Annotated in this window: 11 protein-coding genes and 1 tRNA gene; 2 read left to right on the top strand and 10 right to left on the bottom strand. The window is 67.8% G+C overall.

Translation table 11 applies throughout. The features are described 5' to 3' along the window. Positions 1–37: 37 nt before the first annotated feature. The 5 genes from HBK84_RS06300 to HBK84_RS06280 all read right to left on the bottom strand — a co-directional run bounded on the left by HBK84_RS06300 (position 38) and on the right by HBK84_RS06280 (position 8235). Complete coding sequence (locus HBK84_RS06300) at positions 38–1420, bottom strand: TerC family protein (RefSeq protein WP_144996597.1); 1383 nt, start codon at positions 1418–1420, stop codon at positions 38–40. Between the two features lie 297 nt (positions 1421–1717). Then, positions 1718–2929 carry a TerC family protein gene (locus HBK84_RS06295; protein WP_064846601.1) on the bottom strand — a complete coding sequence of 404 codons (1212 nt, stop codon included), beginning with the start codon at positions 2927–2929 and terminating at the stop codon, positions 1718–1720. Positions 2930–3033: 104 nt separating this feature from the next. Beyond that, positions 3034–5181 (bottom strand): excinuclease ABC subunit UvrB, encoded by a 2148-nt coding sequence (gene uvrB, locus HBK84_RS06290; protein ID WP_144996595.1) that lies wholly within the window; start codon positions 5179–5181, stop codon positions 3034–3036. A 62-nt stretch (positions 5182–5243) separates the two neighbouring features. After that, the gene (coaE, locus tag HBK84_RS06285; protein WP_167318455.1) at positions 5244–5870 is read right to left on the bottom strand and encodes a dephospho-CoA kinase; all 627 of its coding nucleotides are present in this window, start codon (positions 5868–5870) and stop codon (positions 5244–5246) included. Beyond that, positions 5863–8235, bottom strand: a complete 2373-nt coding sequence (locus HBK84_RS06280) for a dephospho-CoA kinase (protein ID WP_167318454.1) — start codon at positions 8233–8235, stop codon at positions 5863–5865. Before HBK84_RS06280 ends, coaE begins: the two co-directional genes overlap by 8 nt. Before the next feature lie 159 nt (positions 8236–8394). Between HBK84_RS06280 and HBK84_RS06275 the strand changes: the two genes are divergently transcribed. Then, the gene (locus tag HBK84_RS06275; protein WP_240919123.1) at positions 8395–9117 is read left to right on the top strand and encodes a YigZ family protein; all 723 of its coding nucleotides are present in this window, start codon (positions 8395–8397) and stop codon (positions 9115–9117) included. Between the two features lie 86 nt (positions 9118–9203). On the opposite strand, the gene rpsA is transcribed toward HBK84_RS06275, so the two are convergent. From rpsA to HBK84_RS06255, 4 genes are all read right to left on the bottom strand, one after another. Further along, positions 9204–10673 carry a 30S ribosomal protein S1 gene (rpsA, locus tag HBK84_RS06270; protein WP_035962088.1) on the bottom strand — a complete coding sequence of 490 codons (1470 nt, stop codon included), beginning with the start codon at positions 10671–10673 and terminating at the stop codon, positions 9204–9206. 185 nt (positions 10674–10858) lie between these two features. Continuing rightward, on the bottom strand, positions 10859–12256 hold the full coding sequence (locus HBK84_RS06265; protein ID WP_167318453.1) for a GNAT family N-acetyltransferase: 1398 nt from the start codon (positions 12254–12256) through the stop codon (positions 10859–10861). A gap of 130 nt (positions 12257–12386) precedes the next feature. Further along, on the bottom strand, positions 12387–15278 hold the full coding sequence (gene polA / locus HBK84_RS06260) for a DNA polymerase I (RefSeq protein WP_167318452.1): 2892 nt from the start codon (positions 15276–15278) through the stop codon (positions 12387–12389). 136 nt (positions 15279–15414) lie between these two features. Then, positions 15415–16149 carry an ANTAR domain-containing response regulator gene (locus tag HBK84_RS06255; RefSeq protein WP_035962094.1) on the bottom strand — a complete coding sequence of 245 codons (735 nt, stop codon included), beginning with the start codon at positions 16147–16149 and terminating at the stop codon, positions 15415–15417. 195 nt (positions 16150–16344) lie between these two features. Between HBK84_RS06255 and HBK84_RS06250 the strand changes: the two genes are divergently transcribed. Beyond that, a tRNA-Leu gene (locus HBK84_RS06250) sits at positions 16345–16426 on the top strand. Between the two features lie 606 nt (positions 16427–17032). Here HBK84_RS06250 and pyk read toward each other — a convergent pair. Then, a complete protein-coding gene (pyk, locus tag HBK84_RS06245; protein ID WP_167318451.1) occupies positions 17033–18535 on the bottom strand; it encodes a pyruvate kinase in 1503 nt (500 codons plus the stop codon). Positions 18536–18598: the final 63 nt, after the last annotated feature.

Genomic DNA, 18598 nt, shown 5'->3' with positions numbered 1-18598 from the left:
GAGCGGCGTCGTCGTACGCCTCGGGCAGCCGGGTGGCCTACCGCGCCGCGGTCGAGCCCCCGCCCGAGGAGTCGCCGCGGGCGGTCCCCGCACCCGGCGTGGCGTCCGCGGCCGCTTCACCCGCAGGAGCGGCCTTGCCCGTGTTGGCCCCCGGGGCGGCCGGGGAGGCGGTGTCGTCGTGGTGGCTCTCCTCGGCGAAGTCCGGGGAGGGGGTCTGCACCCGGCCGGTCTCCTCGAACTCGCGGTGCTGACCCCGGGCGGTCTCGAGCATCTTACGGAACCGAGCGCGGGAATCGATCAGCTCGTTCTTGTGCTTCTCCGAGATCCGCGGGAAACGCTTCTGCAGCCGCGCGAGCTCCCCGGCGATCTTGTGACGCTCCTCGGCGTCCGCGTCCTGCGGGAGAGCCAGGTACTTCTCGGTGAGGTCCTGCGTCTTCTGGATGGTGCGCAACGCGCGGCCCTTGGGGCTGTACAGCGAGATGAGAACGGTGAGCACGAGCACGGAGATGATCACCGTGAGAGACGTGCCGATCCCAATCTCGGCGACGGCCACGTGCTCGCCGTCGTTGATGAACGGCAGGGTGTTCTCGTGCAGCGCGTGCAGGATGAGCTTCACACCGATGAACGCGAGGATGATGGACAGGCCCCACGAGAGGTAGATCAACCGGTCCAGCAGACCGTCGATCAGGAAGTACAACTGGCGCAGACCCATGAGCGAGAACGCGGTGGCCGTGAACACGATGTACGGCTCCTGCGTGAGGCCGAAGATCGCGGGGATCGAGTCCAGGGCAAAGAGGATGTCCGTGCCACCGATCGCGACCATCACGAGCAGCATGGGGGTCAGCGCGCGCTTGCCGTTGTGCCTCGTGAACAGCTTGTCGCCGTCGTAGTAGTCCGTGGTGTGGAAGACCTTCTTGGCCAGGCGCACCACGATGTTGTTGGCCTCGTCCGACTTGTCGTCCGTGACCTCGCCCTTGATCAGGTTGCCCGCGGTGAAGATCAGGATCAGGCCGAAGAGGTAGAAAACCCACGCGAAGGTGTTGATCGCGGCCGCGCCGATGAAGATGAACACCGTGCGGGCGATCAACGCGAAGATGATGCCGAACAGCAGCACCTTCTGCTGGTCCGCCCGGGGCACCGCGAACGAGCCGATGATGATCAGGAACACGAAGAGGTTGTCCACCGACAACGCCTTCTCCGTGACGTAGCCGCCGTAGTACTCGGCCATGAGCGTGGGGCCGTCCAGCCACAGGATCACGAAGCCGAACAGCAACGCGATGCCCACGTACGCCGCGGACCAGATGGCCGCTTCCTTGATCGACGGTTCGTGCGCCTTACGCACGTGGAAGATGAAGTCGTAGGCCAGCAGGCCCACGATCAGGGCGATCGTGATGCCCCATTGGAAGGATGTGATCTCCACGGAGGGTCTCCTTGTGGGTGAGGTGTACCGCACAAGTCTCTCCCCCACGCGCCGGCCCTCGCGCGGAGGACGGGGTGCGGCGTGGTCCGTGCCCGGCCCGGCGACGGCGCCCGACGTACTGACGTGCACGGAAGTGGTGGGATACTCCCTTGATCAGGTAAGAGTGTACCGGTTTCCCGGCGTGGAGGCACGCGGTGACGGGCGAGGCCCCGCCGGTGCACCGGCGGGGCCTCGTGGCGGATCCGTGAGCGGGCCACGGTGGCGGGCCCTGGACGGGCCCTCGGGCGAGACGCGAGCTCAGCGGTTCTCGGTCCGGGCGAGCCGGTGCTGACGCAATCCGTGGGCCCGTTCGAGCAGGTCGTGGTAGCGGGCCTCGGACTCGATGAGCTCGTCCCGGTACTTCTCCTTCACGGTGGGCAGCAGTTCCCGGTACTTGGTCATCTTCTCCGCGGCCTTGACCCGCTCGTCCCGGGGCGCGTCCTCGGGCAGGTCCAGGTAGCGTTCGGCCCAGTCGCGCGCGCCGTTGACGATGCGCACCGCGCGGCCCTTGGGGCTGAACAGCGATGCGAGCACGGTCACGATCAACACCCCCAGGATCACAGCCAGTGAGAACCCGGTGGTCACCTCGACCACGTGCACGGGCTCGCCGTCGTTGATGAACGGCAGGGTGTTCTCGTGCAGGGCGTGCAGGATGAGCTTCACGCCGATGAAGCCCAGGATGATCGCGAGACCCCACGAGAGGTAGATCAACCGGTCCAGCAGACCGTCGATCAGGAAGTACAACTGGCGCAGGCCCATGAGGGAGAACGCGGTGGCCGTAAACACGATGTAGGTCTCCTGGGTGAGACCGAAGATCGCGGGAATGGAGTCCAGGGCGAACATGATGTCCGTGAGCCCGATGGCCACCATGACCAGCAGCATGGGGGTCATCACGCGCTTGCCGTCGACCTCGGTGAACAGCTTGTCGCCGTCGTACTCGTCCGTGGTCTTGAGGAAGCGCTTGGCCAGACGAACCATCACGTTGTTGGCCTCGTCTCCCTCGTCCTTGTCCGTGACCTCACCCTTGACCAGGTTGCCCGCGGTGTAGAGCAGGAACAGACCGAACACGTAGAACAGCGCGGACCACCGGTTGATCGCGGCCGCGCCGATGAAGATGAACACCGTGCGGGCGATCAGAGCCACCACGATGCCGAACAGGAGCACCTTTTGCTGGTCCGCCCGGGGCACCTTGAAGGACGCCATGATGATCAGGAACACGAACAGATTGTCCACGGACAGGGCCTGCTCGGTCACGAAGCCCGCGTAGTACTGCGCCGCGAAGCCCGGGCCGTCCCAGAACAGGATCAGCAGGCCGAAGATCAGGGCCAGGGACACGTACAGGCTGGTCCACAGCGCCGCTTCCTTGATGCTGGGTTCGTGCGGTTTGCGCGCGTGGAAGATGAAGTCGTACGCGAGCAACCCCACGATCACCGCGATGGTGACCCCCCATTGCAGACCGGAAACCTCCACGAGCACCCCTTAGGCGAGAACGACGTATGCAGCAGCCCGGGAACGGGCTGGGTAACTCGGGAAGTTTACCTGACTAACAACTCGCCGTGAGGGGTGCGATCGGCTCACGCGTGGCCGGCGTCCTTCATGCGCCGCAGTTCCTTCTTGAGGTCCGCGATCTCGTCCCGCAGCCGCCCGGCCAGCTCGAACTTCAGCTCGGCGGCGGCGTTGCGCATCTGCTCACTGAGGTCCTCGATCAGATCCACGAGGTCCTCGGCGGGTGCGGCCGCGACACCGTCGCGCAGCAGTTTGGACTCCGCGGCGGCCGCGGCCTGATCCTTGCCCGTGGCCTTGCCTGTGGCCTTGCCCTTACCGCCCTTGACAGGAGCGGTGTGATTGTTGGCGGCGGCGCGCTGGGCCAGCAGGGTGCGGGTGTCCTCGTCCTCGCGTGCCAACTGATCGGTGATGTCCGCGATCCGCTTGCGCAGCGGTTGCGGATCGATCCCGTGTTCCTCGTTGTACGCGACCTGGATCTCCCGGCGGCGGTTGGTCTCCTCGATCGCAACGTTCATGGAATTGGTGATCTTGTCCGCGTACATGTGGACCTCACCCGAGACGTTACGGGCGGCGCGACCGATCGTCTGGATCAGGGACGTGGTGGAACGCAGGAAGCCTTCCTTGTCCGCGTCCAGGATGGCCACGAGGGAGACCTCGGGCAGGTCCAGGCCCTCGCGCAACAGGTTGATGCCCACGAGGACGTCGAACGTGCCCATGCGCAGGTCCCGCAGCAGTTCCACGCGCTTGAGGGTGTCCACGTCCGAGTGCAGGTACTGGACCCGCACACCGTGTTCCATGAGGTACTCGGTGAGGTCCTCCGCCATGCGCTTGGTCAGCGTGGTCACCAGGACGCGTTCGTCGCGTTCCACGCGCAACTCGATCTGTTCCAGCAGGTCGTCGATCTGACCCTTGGTGGGTTTGACGATCACCTGGGGGTCCACGAGTCCCGTGGGGCGGATGATCTGCTCCACCACGGAGTCCACCTTGGACATCTCGTACGGCCCCGGGGTCGCGGACATGTACATGGTCTGCCCGATTCGTTCCAGGAACTCGTCCCATTTCAGGGGGCGGTTGTCCATGGCGGACGGCAACCGGAAGCCGTGTTCCACCAGCGTGCGCTTGCGGGACATGTCCCCCTCGTACATGCCACCGATCTGCGGCACGGTCACGTGGGACTCGTCGATGATGAGCAGGAAGTCGTCCGGGAAGTAGTCCAGCAGACAGTGGGGAGCGGAACCGCGCGGGCGGCCGTCGATGTGCAGCGAGTAGTTCTCGATCCCGTTGCAGTAGCCCATTTGTTCCATCATCTCGAGGTCGTAGGTGGTGCGCATGCGCAACCGCTGGGCCTCCACGAGCTTGTTCTGCGACTCGAGCTCCTGCAGCCGCTCCTGCAGCTCCTTCTGGATGGACTCGATCGCCGAGGCCATGCGTTCCGCACCGGCCACGTAGTGCGAGGCGGGGAAGACGTACATCTCCTGCTCCTCGTTTACGATCTCCCCCGTGAGCGGGTGCAGCGTGTAGATCGCCTCGATCTCGTCCCCGAAGAACTCGATGCGCACCGCGAGTTCCTCGTACATGGGGATGATCTCCACGGTGTCCCCGCGCACGCGGAACGTCCCGCGGTGGAAGTCCACGTCGTTGCGCACATATTGCATGTTCACGAACTGACGCAGCAGGGTGTCCCTGTCCATCTCCTGGCCCACGGCCAGGGTGACCATTTGCTTGACGTACTCCTCCGGGGTGCCCAGACCGTAGATGCAGGACACGGTGGAGACCACCACGGTGTCGCGGCGGGTCAGCAGGGCATTGGTGGCGGAGTGTCGCAACCGCTCGACCTCCTCGTTGATCGAGGAGTCCTTCTCGATGAAGGTGTCCGTCTGGGGGACGTAGGCCTCCGGCTGGTAGTAGTCGTAGTAGGAGACGAAGTACTCGACGGCGTTGTGGGGCAGCAGTTCGCGCAGCTCGTTGGCCAGCTGGGCGGCCAGGGTCTTGTTCTGCACGAGCAACAGCGTGGGCCGCTGGACGGCCTCGATGAGCCACGCGGCGGTCGCGGACTTACCCGTGCCCGTGGCGCCCATGAGTACCACGTCCTTCTCCCCGCCCTCGATCCGGCGGGACAGGTCCGCGATGGCCTTGGGCTGGTCACCGGCGGGCTGGTACTCAGACACGACCTCGAACGGGGCGACCACACGATTGATCTTCTGCGCGAGCGACATGGACCCAGCGTACGCGCCGACTCAGACACGGATCCGGGCGGCTCGCATCGCTCCGGAACTGCTCACAGGACCCGCGTGCGCCACCACTCGTCCACCTGCGCGAGCAGGTCCTCGATGGTCGTGGAATTGTCGAGGACTGCCGTGGCCACCGCCCGGCGCTGCTCGTCGGTGGCCTGGGCCGCGATCCGGCGGCGGGCGTCCTCCGGGCTCATCCCGCGGTCCTCGACCATCCGCCGCACCCGCTCGTCCTCGGGCGCCTGCACCACGAGCACCTCGTCCATCGTCCCGTACTGACCGGTCTCCACGAGCAGCGGGATGTCGTGGACCACCACTCCCCCCGGCGGTACCTCACTCACGAGCCGCGCGGTCTCGCGCCGCACAAGCGGGTGGATGATCCCGTTCAGGGCCGCGAGCTGCTCGGGGTCGTCGAACACGATGGCCGCGACCGCCGCGCGGTCCAGTGCGCCCGAGTCCGGCTGCACGATCCGCTCACCGAAGTGGGCCACCATGGCCTCGTAGCCTGGTTCCCCCGGTTCCTGCAGGGCCCGGGCGATCGCGTCCGCGTCCACGACGAGCGCCCCGAGCTCGCTCAGCCGCCGCGAGACGGTGGACTTGCCCGAGGCGATCCCGCCCGTCAGCCCGACCCGCAGGGTCTCGGTGTGGCCAGGTCTGCGCAACAGCTCAGTCATGACGGTGTCCTTCCGTGTCCTGGTCCCGGCCCAGTGCCGGGAGCACGTGGTCGCGCCAGATCTCGCGGGAGCGCTCCCGCAGACCGTGGAGGTCACCGTCGTTGACGATCACCTCGTCCGCGACCGCCCGGATCTCCTCCGGCCCGGCGGCCACGTCCACCCGGTCCCACGCGTCCTCGGCGGGCAGGCCCTTACCCGCGCGCAACCTCCGCACCCGGTCCTCCACGGGTGCGTCGACGGCCACGACGAGGTCGAACCGGTCCCCCTGGTCCGCCTCGAGCGGGTCCCGGATCACCTGCACGACCACGCTGTCGGGTCCCGCGTCCCGGGCTCGACGCCGCGCCGCCTCCCGCAGCGCGGGGAGCAACAGTTCGTGGGCGCGGGCCCTGGCGGCGTCGTTGTGAGTCATCAGGTCGTCGAGCGCCTCGGCCGCAGCGGCGTTGTCCTGCGAAGAGACCCCCCGGGCGCGCAACTGCTCCCCGAAGACGCGCTCGACGTCCGCGCGCGTGTCCGTGCCCGGGCTCAGGAGCTCGCCCCACAGCGCTGAGCTGTCCACGACGACGGCGCCCAGCGCCTCGAACTCGCGGGCCACGGTGTGCTTGCCCGCCGACGGCCCACCGGTGAGCGCGAGCTGGAACACCGGCCGGCCCTCCTGCTCCCGCTGCCAGTGCCACGTGCGGGGCTGATGGGTGTCGTGATCGGGTTCGGTGCCCACCTCGTACTCGGGACGGATGACGTAGTCCTCGATCGCGGCGGTGTCCTGCTGCGCCCTGCGGTGGTACTCCTCCGCGGGCAGCACCTTCTTCCACTGCCGCGTGCGCATGGGACGCGCGGTACCGGCGTCCTGGCGTAACGCCCGCAACAGCATCCCGGCCTGCAGGACCTCCAGGACCATCACGGGAGCACCGATCACGATGATGACCTCCTGCAGGGCGTTGAGCCCGTTCTCGCCGGAGGTCGTGATGATCGCCGCACACACCGCGCCCACGGCGAGCGTCCAGAAGATCCGCTGCCGGCGCGGGCCTTCGTCCTCGTGGCCATTGGCCATTGCGTCCATCACGAGCGCGCCGGAGTCGATCGAGGTGATGAAGAAGATCGTGATGACCACGAGCGCCACGAGCGCGGTGACCGCGAACCACGGCATGGATCCGAGCAACTGGAACAGCGCGGCCTCCACGTTGCCCTGCGTGACGATGGTGTCCGTGAGACTGCCCTGCGTCTCGGGAGCGCGGTCGATGCGGATCGCGCTGTAGCCGTAGATGGCCATCCACACCGCCACGAACGACGACGGGACGCCGAGCACCCCCACCACGAACTGGCGGATCGTGCGCCCGCGCGAGATCTTGGCCACGAACATCCCCACGAACGGCGCCCATGTGACGGTCCAGGCCCAGTAGAACACCGTCCAGTCACCGGACCACGTGCCGCCGCCGAACGTGTCGTTGAAGAACGCGAGCGTGGGCAACTGGTTCACGTAGCCACCCACGGATTCCACGATGCTGCGCATCGTGTCCATTGTGGCCCCGGCCATGAGCACGAACAGCAACAGGGCCACGGCCAGGACGATGTTCGCGTACGACAGTCGCTTGACGCCCTTCTCCATGCCCGCGAGCACGGACGCCAGGCCCACCGCCGTGATCAGCGCGATGATCGCCGCCTGGATCCACCCCTCCATCGGGATGCCGTAGACGTACGTGAGGCCGCTGTTGATCTGCAGCGCCCCGAGCCCCACGGACACCGCGAGCCCGAACACGGTCGCGACGATCGAGAGCACGTCGATCGCTTTTCCCCACGGGCCGTGGATCCCGTCCCCGAGCACCGGGTGGAACGCGGACGAGACGCGCGGGGGCAGTTTGCGCTTGTACGTGAAGTACCCGAACGTCAGACCGGGGACGGCGAGGATCGCCCACATGTGCACGCCGAAGTGGAAGTTGGCGATGTTCAGGGCCTCCACCGCGGCGCGGTCCGAGGCGGGTTCGGTGCCGTACATGGGTGGGTTCGCGTAGTGGTTGATGGGTTCGGCCACACCCCAGAACATCAGCACGGCGCCCACGCCCGCCGCGAAGAGCATCCCAAACCACGCGATCCCGGAGTACTCCGGGACGGAATCGTCGTCGCCGATCTTCACGCGACCGTAGCGGCTCAGTGCCAGACCGATCGCGAAGATCACGAGAGCGGTCACGCTGAAGGTGTAAAACCATCCCGTCTGGTAGCGCAACGCATGGGAGACCACGCCGAAGACCGACTGCACGGGCCCCGGGAACAGACTCATGCCGAGCGTGAAGACGACGACCAGCGCGGCCGAGACGAAGAAGATGGACGGGGTCGTGCGCAACCCCAGTCGGTCGTGAAGACGATTGAGCACAGGTCAGCTTTCCGATGGGAGGCGGTGGCACGTGGCCGCGTCGGCGCGGCAGGTCTCACTGTAGTGGCCCTCCCGTGCTCAGAGCGGGCGCCCCGGGACCGTCCCGGGCCCCCCGCGCGGCCACGAGCCCCCGGATCGGGGCGTCCCTACACTGGTGGTGTGCCCGCCGAATCCCTCTCCCACGACGCCGCGGACTCGCGCGTGTCCTACACCGTCCCGCGCCGGGGCATCGTGCACAGCGCGGAGCTCGAGATCAAGAAGTCGCGGTTCCTAGCACTACTCACCCGCGTGGACACGGAAGCGGAAGCCCGCGAGTTCATCTCCCGTGTGGCCGCCGAGCACCGGGACGCCCGTCACCACTGCTCGGCGTTCGTGCTCGGACCCACGCGCGCCACGACGCGCTCGTCCGACGACGGCGAACCGGCGGGTACCGCGGGCACGCCCATGCTGCAGGCGCTGACCGCGCACGCCACGACCCGGCAACGCACCGCGGACGAGGCCGGTGACCTCTCGGACGTGTGTGGCGTGGTCGTGCGGTGGTTCGGCGGGGTCAAGCTCGGGGCCGGCGGGCTCGTGCGCGCCTACTCCGGTGCCGTGACCGCCGCGCTGGACACCGCCCCGCTCGTGCGCAGGATGCGCTGCCGCGAACTGACCCTGCCGCTCCCCTACGCCGAGGCCGGCCGCGTGGAGTCCCAGTTGCGCGCCCGCGGGTTCACGGTCCTGCCCACCGGTTACGGCTCCGCGGACGCGACCCTGCGCCTGCTCGTGGCGGACCTCCCCGGCGCCATCGACGACGCCCGGGCAGCCCTTGCGAGCATCACCGCGGGCCACGCGAGCGTCCACGAGGGACCCGCCCGGTGGGAGGACGTCCCGGACATGTGAAAGGTCCCGCTCCTCGTCACGGGGAGCGGGACCTCTCGGATTCACCTCACGGCGAGCTCACGGGCCGACGTGCCGCCGCGTGCGACTCAGTGACCGGTGAGCTTCTCGCGCAGAGCGGCGAGGGCCTCGTCGGACGCGAGCGTCCCGGCGTCCTCGGCCGGAGCCTCGGAGGAGTAGCTCGTGGGGCCGGAGGAGTGGCTCGGGGAGGACGAGGAGGACGAGGTGGTCGCCGCATCCTGGTCTTCCTGCAGGTGCTTGCGCACCTGCTCCTTGTGAGCCTCCCAGCGGGCCTGGGCCTGAGCGTACTGCTCCTCCCACGCGGCGCGCTGTTCCTCGTAACCCTCGATCCACTCGTTGGTCTCGGGATCGAAGCCCTCGGGGTACTTGTAGTTGCCCTGCTCGTCGTACTCGGCGGCCATGCCGTACTGGGCGGGATCGAACTCGGTGGAGTCCGGGTCCACACCCTCGTTGGCCTGCTTGAGGGACAACGAGATCCGGCGGCGGTCCAAGTCGATGTCGATGACCTTGACGAACAGCTCCTCGTTCACGGAGACGACCTGCTCGGCCATGTCCACGTGACGCTGCGCCAGCTCGGAGATGTGCACGAGGCCCTCGATGCCGTCCTCGACGCGAACGAACGCACCGAAGGGAACCAGCTTGGTGACCTTGCCGGGGACGACCTGACCCAGAGCGTGGGTGCGGGCGAACAGCTGCCACGGATCTTCCTGGGTGGCCTTGAGCGAGAGCGACACACGCTCGCGATCCATGTCCACGTCCAGCACCTCGACGGTGACTTCCTGACCGACCTCGACGACCTCGGAGGGGTGGTCGATGTGCTTCCAGGACAGCTCGGAGACGTGCACCAGACCGTCAACACCGCCGAGGTCCACGAACGCACCGAAGTTGACGATCGAGGACACGGTGCCCGTGCGGACCTGGCCCTTCTGCAGCTGCTGCAGGAAGTTGGCGCGCACCTCGGACTGGGTCTGCTCGAGCCATGCACGGCGGGAGAGCACCACGTTGTTGCGGTTCTTGTCCAGCTCGATGATCTTGGCCTCGAGCTGCTGACCGATGTACGGAGCGAGGTCGCGGACGCGGCGCATCTCCACGAGGGAGGCGGGCAGGAAGCCACGCAGGCCGATGTCCAGGATGAGGCCGCCCTTGACGACCTCGATGACGGTGCCGGTGACGACGCCGTCCTCGTCCTTGACCTTCTCGATATCGCCCCAGGCGCGCTCGTACTGAGCGCGCTTCTTGGAGAGGATCAGGCGACCTTCCTTGTCCTCCTTGGTGAGGACCAGAGCCTCCACCTCGTCACCCACAGCCACGACGTCATCGGGGTTGATGTCGTGCTTGATGGACAACTCACGAGAGGGGATGACACCTTCGGTCTTGTACCCGATGTCCAGGAGGACCTCGTCGCGGTCGACCTTGACGACGGTGCCTTCCACGAGGTCGCCGTCGTTGAAGTACTTGATGGTCGCGTCGACAGCGGCGAGGAAATCCTCTTCAGTTCCGATGTCGTTGACGGCGACCTGCTGGGTGGTGGTGGTCATGTAGTAGGGACTCCGATGAAATTGATGTGATGGTTTGGTGTCACCGACCCCGCCCTGTAGGGCGCACCGGATTGGCGACGTCACGCTTGATGTGGGCGTGCGAATACACGCACCGCTCCAGTCTAGGCCCGAAACCGTGTCGGTTCAAGCCTGAAGGGTGCGTCCGCGCGCTGCGCGAGCCGCGCTCAGAACGGGGAGATGCAGTACGGGTGGGTGGGCGTGGACATGAGCGCCTGGATGTCCCGCAGGGCGGCGTCGTCGCGCACGCGCAGCAGGCCCGCGTAATGCAGCGTGGACGCCTTGACCGCCCCAAGGTACAGCGAGCCGAGCGAATCGACGTTCAGGGCGACGTCCGCGCCGTCGGGCAGTTCCACGGCGGGCATGGACTTCCCCGCGAGATCGTCCTGTGTGCGCGGGCGGTCCGCTACGCGTTCCACGCGGGGGGCATCACCGGTGGTGTCGATCTCGTAGATCCCGTCCGCGAAGCCCATGGAGTCCACGACCGACATCCTGACCTTGCGGTGGGACGTGTAGTGCCGGGCGGACAGGGCTGCCACCGGGTCCAGGACGCGCAACCACAGTCGCTCGAAGCGCTTGCGCACGGTGTAGGCGGACATGTCCACCATGCCCCACATGAGCGGGTCCTCCATCTGGGCGCTGTTGTAGCGCACCTCCGTGACGAGGTCCAGGTTGCACAGGTACTCCCACAGGGCGATGCGCACCTGCGAGCTCGGGGACACGAGGTCCACGACCTTCAGGTACCCCTGGAACCCCTGGGTGGAGACGAACTTGTAGCTCACGTAGCCGTCCGCCTCACCCCGGGCGTCGTAGTGCACCGCGGTGCGGATCTCAGGATCCGCGCCCTCCTGGTCCCAGTTCCACCGACCGGAGATAATGTCCCACCACTTCTGAGTGCGCGTGAGGGAGCCTGCCGTCACGCGGTGGAAGCGATCGAAGATGCTCGGCGCCAGCTCGGCCACGGCGTGGTTGTCGGCCATTTCCACCGTGCCCACGGTCGGGGCCTTCAACTGCAACCGCGTGTGCGCGTCCACCGTGATCTCGGAGTTGAACGTGCCCGCACCGAAACCGAAGCGACCGTAGATCGTGGCCTCGGAGGCGGTGAGCGCCGCGATCGGGAACCCCGCCTCGTGGGCCTCGGTCAGGTCGGTGGTCATGAGCCGGCGCAACAGTCCTCGCCGGGCATGGGTTGGGCGCACCGTGACCTCAGAGACCAACCACGCGGGCACGCTGCTCCCTTCCCCGAGCGTCAGCTCCGAGTCCCACGAGCAGAACGTGGCCACAGGTCGCTCGGCCCCCAGCGCGGCTGTGGGCACGGGGTCCGCGGTGTATGCGGCGCGGAACCGGGTGCCAGCGGCGCGCATCGATCGCAGGTTGCGCTCGGTGGCCTCCTGCCCCGGTTCACGGCCGTGGAACCCCTGGGCGACCGCCCGGTTCCACTCCACGAACTCGGGGTTCGCGTCCGTGCCACCCTCGTTCGCGAGAAAGCGGCGCAGGACGTAGTCGTTCCCGCGGGCGCTGTACTCGCTCTCGCGGGTCTGCTCGTGCCGGGGTGTCGCGTTCATGATGCTCCTCGTCGTGACTCGGGCGGTTCGGGTGTGCCGTGGCCCGCCGCGCGGTGGCGGGTGTCGTGCTGGGTGCGCGGCCTGCTGCGGCACCGAGCGGCGGGCTGAGTGATCCCGTGCGCTCAGGCGGTCAGTGGGCGGCCTGGTGCCATGTCCGCCCCGTGCCAACGTTGACGTCCAGGGGCACGGTCAGTTCCGCGGCCCCGGCCATCTCGGTGCGCAGGATCTCCTCGACCCGCTCCGTCTCCCCCGGGGCGACCTCCACGATGAGTTCGTCGTGGACCTGCAGCAGCACCCGCGAGCGCAGGTCGTCCTCGCGCAGGGCCCGGTCCACGCCGATCATGGCCTTCTTGATGATGTCCGCGGCGGAGCCCTGGATGGGTGCGTTCAGGGCCATGCGCTCGGCGGCCTGGCGGGCCTGGCGGTTGTCGCTCGTGAGGTCCGGGAGGTAGCGGCGTCGCCCGTCGATCGTTTCGGTGTAGCCCTTGGAACGGGCTTCCTCGACGACGCCGCGCAGGAAGTCCCGCACGCCGCCGAAGCGTTCGAAGTAGCCGCTCATCATGGTGCGGGCCTCGTCCACGCCGATGTTCAGCTGCTGGGACAGGCCGTAGGAGCTCAGCCCGTAGACGAGGCCGTAGCTCATGGCCTTGACCTTGGAACGCATCTGAGGGGTGACGTCCTCCGGGGCCACGTCGAACACGCGCGAGCCCACGAACCGGTGCAGGTCCTCCCCGCCGCGGAACGCCTCGATCAGGCCCTCGTCCCCGGACAGGTGGGCCATGATCCGCATCTCGATCTGGGAGTAGTCCGCGGTCATGAGGCATTCGAACGGGCCCTGGGAGTCCTCCCCCACCACGAACACGTCGCGGATGCGCTGGCCCTGTTCGGTGCGCACGGGGATGTTCTGCAGGTTGGGACCCGTGGAGGACAGCCGTCCGGTGGCCGCCACGGTCTGCTGGTACGTGGTGTGGATGCGCCCGTCCTCGGCGATCGCGTCCCGCAATCCGGCCACGATCTGCTTGAGCTTGGAGTACTCGCGCCAGTTCATGAGCGCCACGAGGAACCGCGAACCCTGGGTCTCGGGGTCCACGCGTCCGAGCAGGTCCGCGACCGCCGCGGCGTCCGTGGTGTACCCGGTCTTGGTCTTCTTGGTCTTGGGCAGGCCGAGTTCCTCGAACATCACGGCCTGCAGTTGCTTGGTGGAACCCAGGTTGATCTCGTGGTCGATCTGCGCCTGCGCCTGCTCGAAGGCCTGGTCGATCGGTTGCTGGAGGTCGTCGAACAACCGGTCGATACCTGGGCGGTCCATCGCGATCCCCGTGGCCTCCATCCGGGCGAGGATCACGGCGAGGGGCATCTCCAGATCCGTGAGCAGCCCCAGTTGGCCGTCGGCCTCGAGCAGCCCGCGCAGGTGTTCGCTCAACTGCCGGCACGCGGAACCGAGCGTGGCCTGGCGACGCAGTTCGGCGTCGCTCACACCGGCCAGCTCGTCCTGTTCGTCCGACGCGTCCAGCGCGAGTTCGGTCTGTCCGTTTTTCTCCGACGCCGCGGACTCGTCCGCGCGGGGCACCTCCACCTCCAGGTGGTGGCTCAGTTGGGCGTCCAGCTCGTAGGAACGCAGCGCGGGCCGCACGAGGTAGCCGGAGAGCTGGACGTCGTCCACGACACCGGCGAGCTTGATCCCGCGCTGGATCAGACCGTGGTACAGGTCCTTGAGGCCGTCCACGATCTTGGGCGCCGCCGGGTCTGCGAGCCATGCCTCGACGGCGATGGTCAGCTCCTGGTCCGCGGTCACGAGGTCCACGGCGGCACCGCCCTGGTTCATGAGCATGAGGGTGGTCACCTCCGCGCCGGAGGGCGCCTTGGGGTCGTGCGCCAAGCGGCGGACGACGATGGGCACGTCCTTCTCCCCCGCGTCCAGCCAATCGCTGAACTCCTGGGCGGTGCGCACCCGGGTGACGTCGGTGACCTCGGGAACCGTGGCGGCGGCGGCGTCGTCGGAAGCGTGGGAACCGAAGGCCTCGAGCAGACGCCCGCGCAACTGGGCACCGAACTCGAGCTCGTCGAAGACTACGCCGACCCGCTCGGGATCGGCCTCGGGCAGTACCGCGTGATCCAGGTCCACGCCGAGGGGCAGGTCCGTGACCAGGCGGTTGAGTTTGCGGTTGCGCCGCACGAGGTCCTCGTGCTCGCGCAGGGCCTCGCCCTTCTTGCCGGTGATCCGGTCCGCGTGCTCGAGCAGCGATTCCACGGGACCGTAGGACGTGATCCACTTGGCCGCGAAGCCGGGACCCACGCCCGGCACACCCGGTAGGTTGTCCGCGGTCTCCCCCGTCAGCGCGGCGAGGTCCGGGTAGTTCTGCGGGGCCACCTTGTACTTCTCGAAGACCGCCTGCGCGTCCATGCGGCGCAGGTCCGACGGCGTGCGGCCCGGGTAGACCACCGTCACGTGGTCCGTGATCATCTGGAACGCGTCCCGGTCACCCGAGAACACGAGCACCTCGAAGTCCTCGGCGGCGGCCGTGGTGGCGAGCGTGGCCAGGACATCGTCCGCCTCGTGGCCCTCGCTCGTGACGATCGGAATGCCAACAGCCTCGAGGATGCGTCGGATGTTGGGGACCTGCCCGTGGAACTCCTCCGGGGTCTCGTCCCGGCCGCCCTTGTACTCCCCGTACTCCTGGGAGCGCAGGGTAGGGCCCTCGAGGTCGAAGGAGACGACCAGGTGGGTGGGCTTCTCCTCGCGCACGAGCTTGACCATGGTGTTCACAAATCCGTAGACGCCCTCGGTGTGGACGCCGTCGGACGTCACGAAACCGGGGCCCCCACCGTACTCGGCAGCGCGGGATAGCGCGAAGAATGCGCGGAACGCCAGGGAGTGGCCGTCGATCAGTAGCAAGCGCTTCTCGGGCCGGGACACCGGAACGGGCAGCGAGACCTCCTGCGGGTGCTCGGTCTTCTCGCCGATCACCACGGTGCGGGTCTCAGGGACGTCCTGGCTGGCCTGCTTGCTCGTCTCAGTCACGGCTCCATCCTAGGGCCACCCCCGGACAGGCACAGGCCCCGGCGGAACACGGGCTCGGACGCGGGACGCCGCACGGCCAGGGACAGCTTCGGGCGCGTTCCGCGTGCGGCCCGGGACGAGCTGGGCCCCGGGGGCGTCAGGCCACCTGGCTGATGATCGCCTCGGCCACCTCGCGCATCGACAGCCTGCGATCCATGGACGTCTTCTGGATCCAGCGGAACGCCTCGGGCTCGGACAGACCCATCTTGGTCTGCAGCAGCGACTTGGCGCGTTCCACGAGCTTGCGCGTAGCGAACTGTTCCTTCATGTCCGCGACCTCGCTCTCGAGGGCCGTGATCTCCTCGAAACGAGACATCGCGATCTCGATCGCGGGCACCACGTCGTCCACGGTGAACGGCTTGACCACGTACGCCATGGCGCCGGCCTCCCGCGCACGCTCCACGAGCTCGCGCTGGCTGAACGCGGTGAGCAGTACCACGGGCGCGATCCGGTCCTGCGCGATCTGCTCGGCGGCGGTGATCCCGTCCATCACGGGCATCTTCACGTCCATGAGCACGAGGTCCGGGCGGTGTTCGGAGGCCAGGGCGACGGCGCGCTCCCCGTTCTCCGCCTGCGCCACCACGCGGTACCCGGCGTCCTCGAGCATCTCGACGATGTCCATGCGGATCAGCGCCTCGTCCTCCGCGACGACGACCGTCTTGGCTTCGGAACCCTGCGCCTCGGAACGGGCGGCGTGGTCCTGGGCGGGCGCGGCGTCGACGTGGGTCGTCTCGGCGCGGGCGGTGTCGGGCTGCGCGGCGTCAGGGTCTGCGGCGCCCGACCGTTGTGCCCCGGGCGCAGTGGGCTCCGGGGTGTTCGACGAATCCGTCACGGGGACTCCTAGGTTTGGGGACAACTTGGTCGTGTCGACACGGCATCCAACCACGAGTGCCGCGAACGCGCCTCATGGGACACATCACACCCCCGGGCGCGGAAGGGGCGGACCGGTCTCCAGCCTAGACCCATCATGTATGCTGTTATCCGCACCGGCGGCGGTGGCCCGCACTACGGTCCCCTTCCCGGACATGCCCAAGTGGCGGAATTGGCAGACGCGCTGCACTCAAAATGCAGTATGGAGACATGTGTGGGTTCGAGTCCCACCTTGGGCACGACTACTCGCTCCGTCGGAGCACCTTTGGAACGGCCTCGCACCCGCGGGGCCGTTTTTCGTGGCCGAAGACAGGGCGAATGCACGGGGGGTCGTGGGTCTCCCCGCATCCGTGGTCGGGCGGGTGGGTGGACCGGTCGGGAACCTGTCAGCAATGGGGAGGCCCGCCCGTGCTCGATGACAACACCACTCTGTGGATGCTGTAGAACTTCAAGCACCACTGCTCCCTGCGGTTCACCCCCGAGTTCTTCGCACCCCACCAGTCACGGGTAGCGGCTGCGGGGGGGGGGGGATACGGCGCCGGGTTCATCACGCTTCCCTATGACCGGCCCCTGCCCATCACGCTGCTCGAATCCCTCATGCGGGACCGGCTCCGTGATCAAGGCGCGTAGCAAAACCTTTCGGAGACCGTGGGGCCCCAGCCGCTGTTCGCGCGATCGATCAGCGTCCACGGTCAGCACCCAGAGTGGAGTAAAGGCAGCTCGGACGGCGTCCGGACTGCCTTTACTCCACTAGAACATCGGATCGACACCCACACGCAGATGCCGCGACGAGAACCGCTCGTAGCGGTCCGCCATACGGCCGACCCGCGTGGGTCAGCGACCGATCACGGCTCCCGCCACGTGGCGGGCCCGGCCATGCCGCCCCACGGTCCCACGCGCTCGCGGGGTTCGCGCTGGGGTGCCTCGCCGGCGTCCTGGAGGTCACCCACGCGGTGCACCTTCACGAGGTTGGTGGACCCGGCGTGGCCCGGGGGCGAACCGGCGCAGATGATGACCATGTCCTCGGTGTTGGCGAGATCATGCTGGAGCAGGTAGTGGTCCACCTGACGAGTCATGTCGTCGGTGTGCTCCACGCGATCCACCCGGATGGGCTGGACGCCCCACAGCAACTGCAGCCACGCCTGCACGCTCTTCTCGGGGGTGAACGCGAGGATCGGGTGTTCCGGGCGCAACCGGGACAACCGGCGGGCCGAGTCACCCGTCTGGGTGAACGTGCAGATGTAGTTCACGTCCAGCTGCCGGGCGATGGTCACCGCCGCACGGGTGATGGCGCCGCCGCGCGTGCGGGGCTCGGTGCCCAGCGGGGGCATGCGGTCCATACCCTGCGTCTCGGTGGCCAGGATGATGTTCGACATGGTCTCGAGCGTCTTGATGGGGTACTTGCCCACCGAGGTCTCGCCCGAGAGCATCACGGCGTCCGCGCCGTCGAGCACGGCGTTCGCGCAGTCCGAGGCCTCGGCGCGCGTGGGGCGCGGGTTGTCGATCATGGACTCGAGCACCTGGGTGGCCACGATCACGGGCTTCGCCCAGCGGCGGGCGAGCTCGATCGCGCGCTTCTGCACGATCGGCACGGCCTCCAGCGGCAGCTCCACACCGAGGTCGCCGCGGGCAACCATGATGCCGTCGAACGCGTCGATGATCTCGTGCAGCGCATCCACGGCCTGAGGCTTCTCGATCTTGGCGATCACGGGGATCTTGCGATCCTCCTCCGCCATGATCTCGTGCACCCGGGTGATGTCCTGGGCGTCCCGCACGAAGGACAGCGCGATGATGTCGACGCCGCGCTGCAGGGCCCAGCGCAGGTCCGCCTCGTCCTTCTCGCTCAGTGCGGGGACGTTGACGGCCACGCCGGGGAGGTTGATGCCCTTGTGGTCGGACACGGTTCCGGCAACCACGACCTCGGTGGTGACGGCGGTGTCCGACACGGCCGTGGCGCGCAGGGCGACCTTGCCGTCGTCGATCAGCAACGGGTCCCCCACGTTGACGTCGCCGGGCAGGCCCTTGTGGGTCGTGGAGCACAGCTCCTTGGAGCCGGGGACGTCCTCGATCGTGATCGTGAAGGTGTCACCCACGTCCAGCGCATGGGGGCCGTCCGCGAAGTTGCCCAGCCGGATCTTGGGCCCCTGCAGGTCCGCGAGGATCGCGACCGTGGTGCCCAGCTCTTCGCTGGCCCGGCGCAGGTTCTCGTAGGACGTATTGTGCACGGTGTGGTCACCGTGACTCATGTTGAGGCGAGCCACGTTCATTCCGGCCTGGATCGCCTGGGTGACGTTCTCGTACGAGGAGATGGCGGGGCCGATGGTGGCCACGATCTTCGCTCGACGCATGGGTGACTCCCTTTCGAATGGCGGATGGTTGGCGCATATGACGAAGCGGCCGGGTCGAGCAGC

This window comes from Kocuria sp. KD4 (assembly GCF_011769905.1).
GTDB lineage: Bacteria > Actinomycetota > Actinomycetes > Actinomycetales > Micrococcaceae > Kocuria > Kocuria marina.
Note: the sequence above shows the minus strand (reverse complement) of the source record. Positions and strands in the feature narration are given on the sequence as shown.

Bases quoted from the DNA above. Each gene is read 5' to 3' on its own strand.
- pyk (WP_167318451.1), bottom strand. From the start codon at position 18,535: ATGCGTCGAGCGAAGATCGTGGCCACCATCGGCCCCGCCATCTCCTCG.
- coaE (WP_167318455.1), bottom strand. From the start codon at position 5,870: ATGACTGAGCTGTTGCGCAGACCTGGCCACACCGAGACCCTGCGGGTC.
- uvrB (WP_144996595.1), bottom strand. From the start codon at position 5,181: ATGTCGCTCGCGCAGAAGATCAATCGTGTGGTCGCCCCGTTCGAGGTC.
- rpsA (WP_035962088.1), bottom strand. From the start codon at position 10,673: ATGACCACCACCACCCAGCAGGTCGCCGTCAACGACATCGGAACTGAA.
- HBK84_RS06265 (WP_167318453.1), bottom strand. From the start codon at position 12,256: ATGAACGCGACACCCCGGCACGAGCAGACCCGCGAGAGCGAGTACAGC.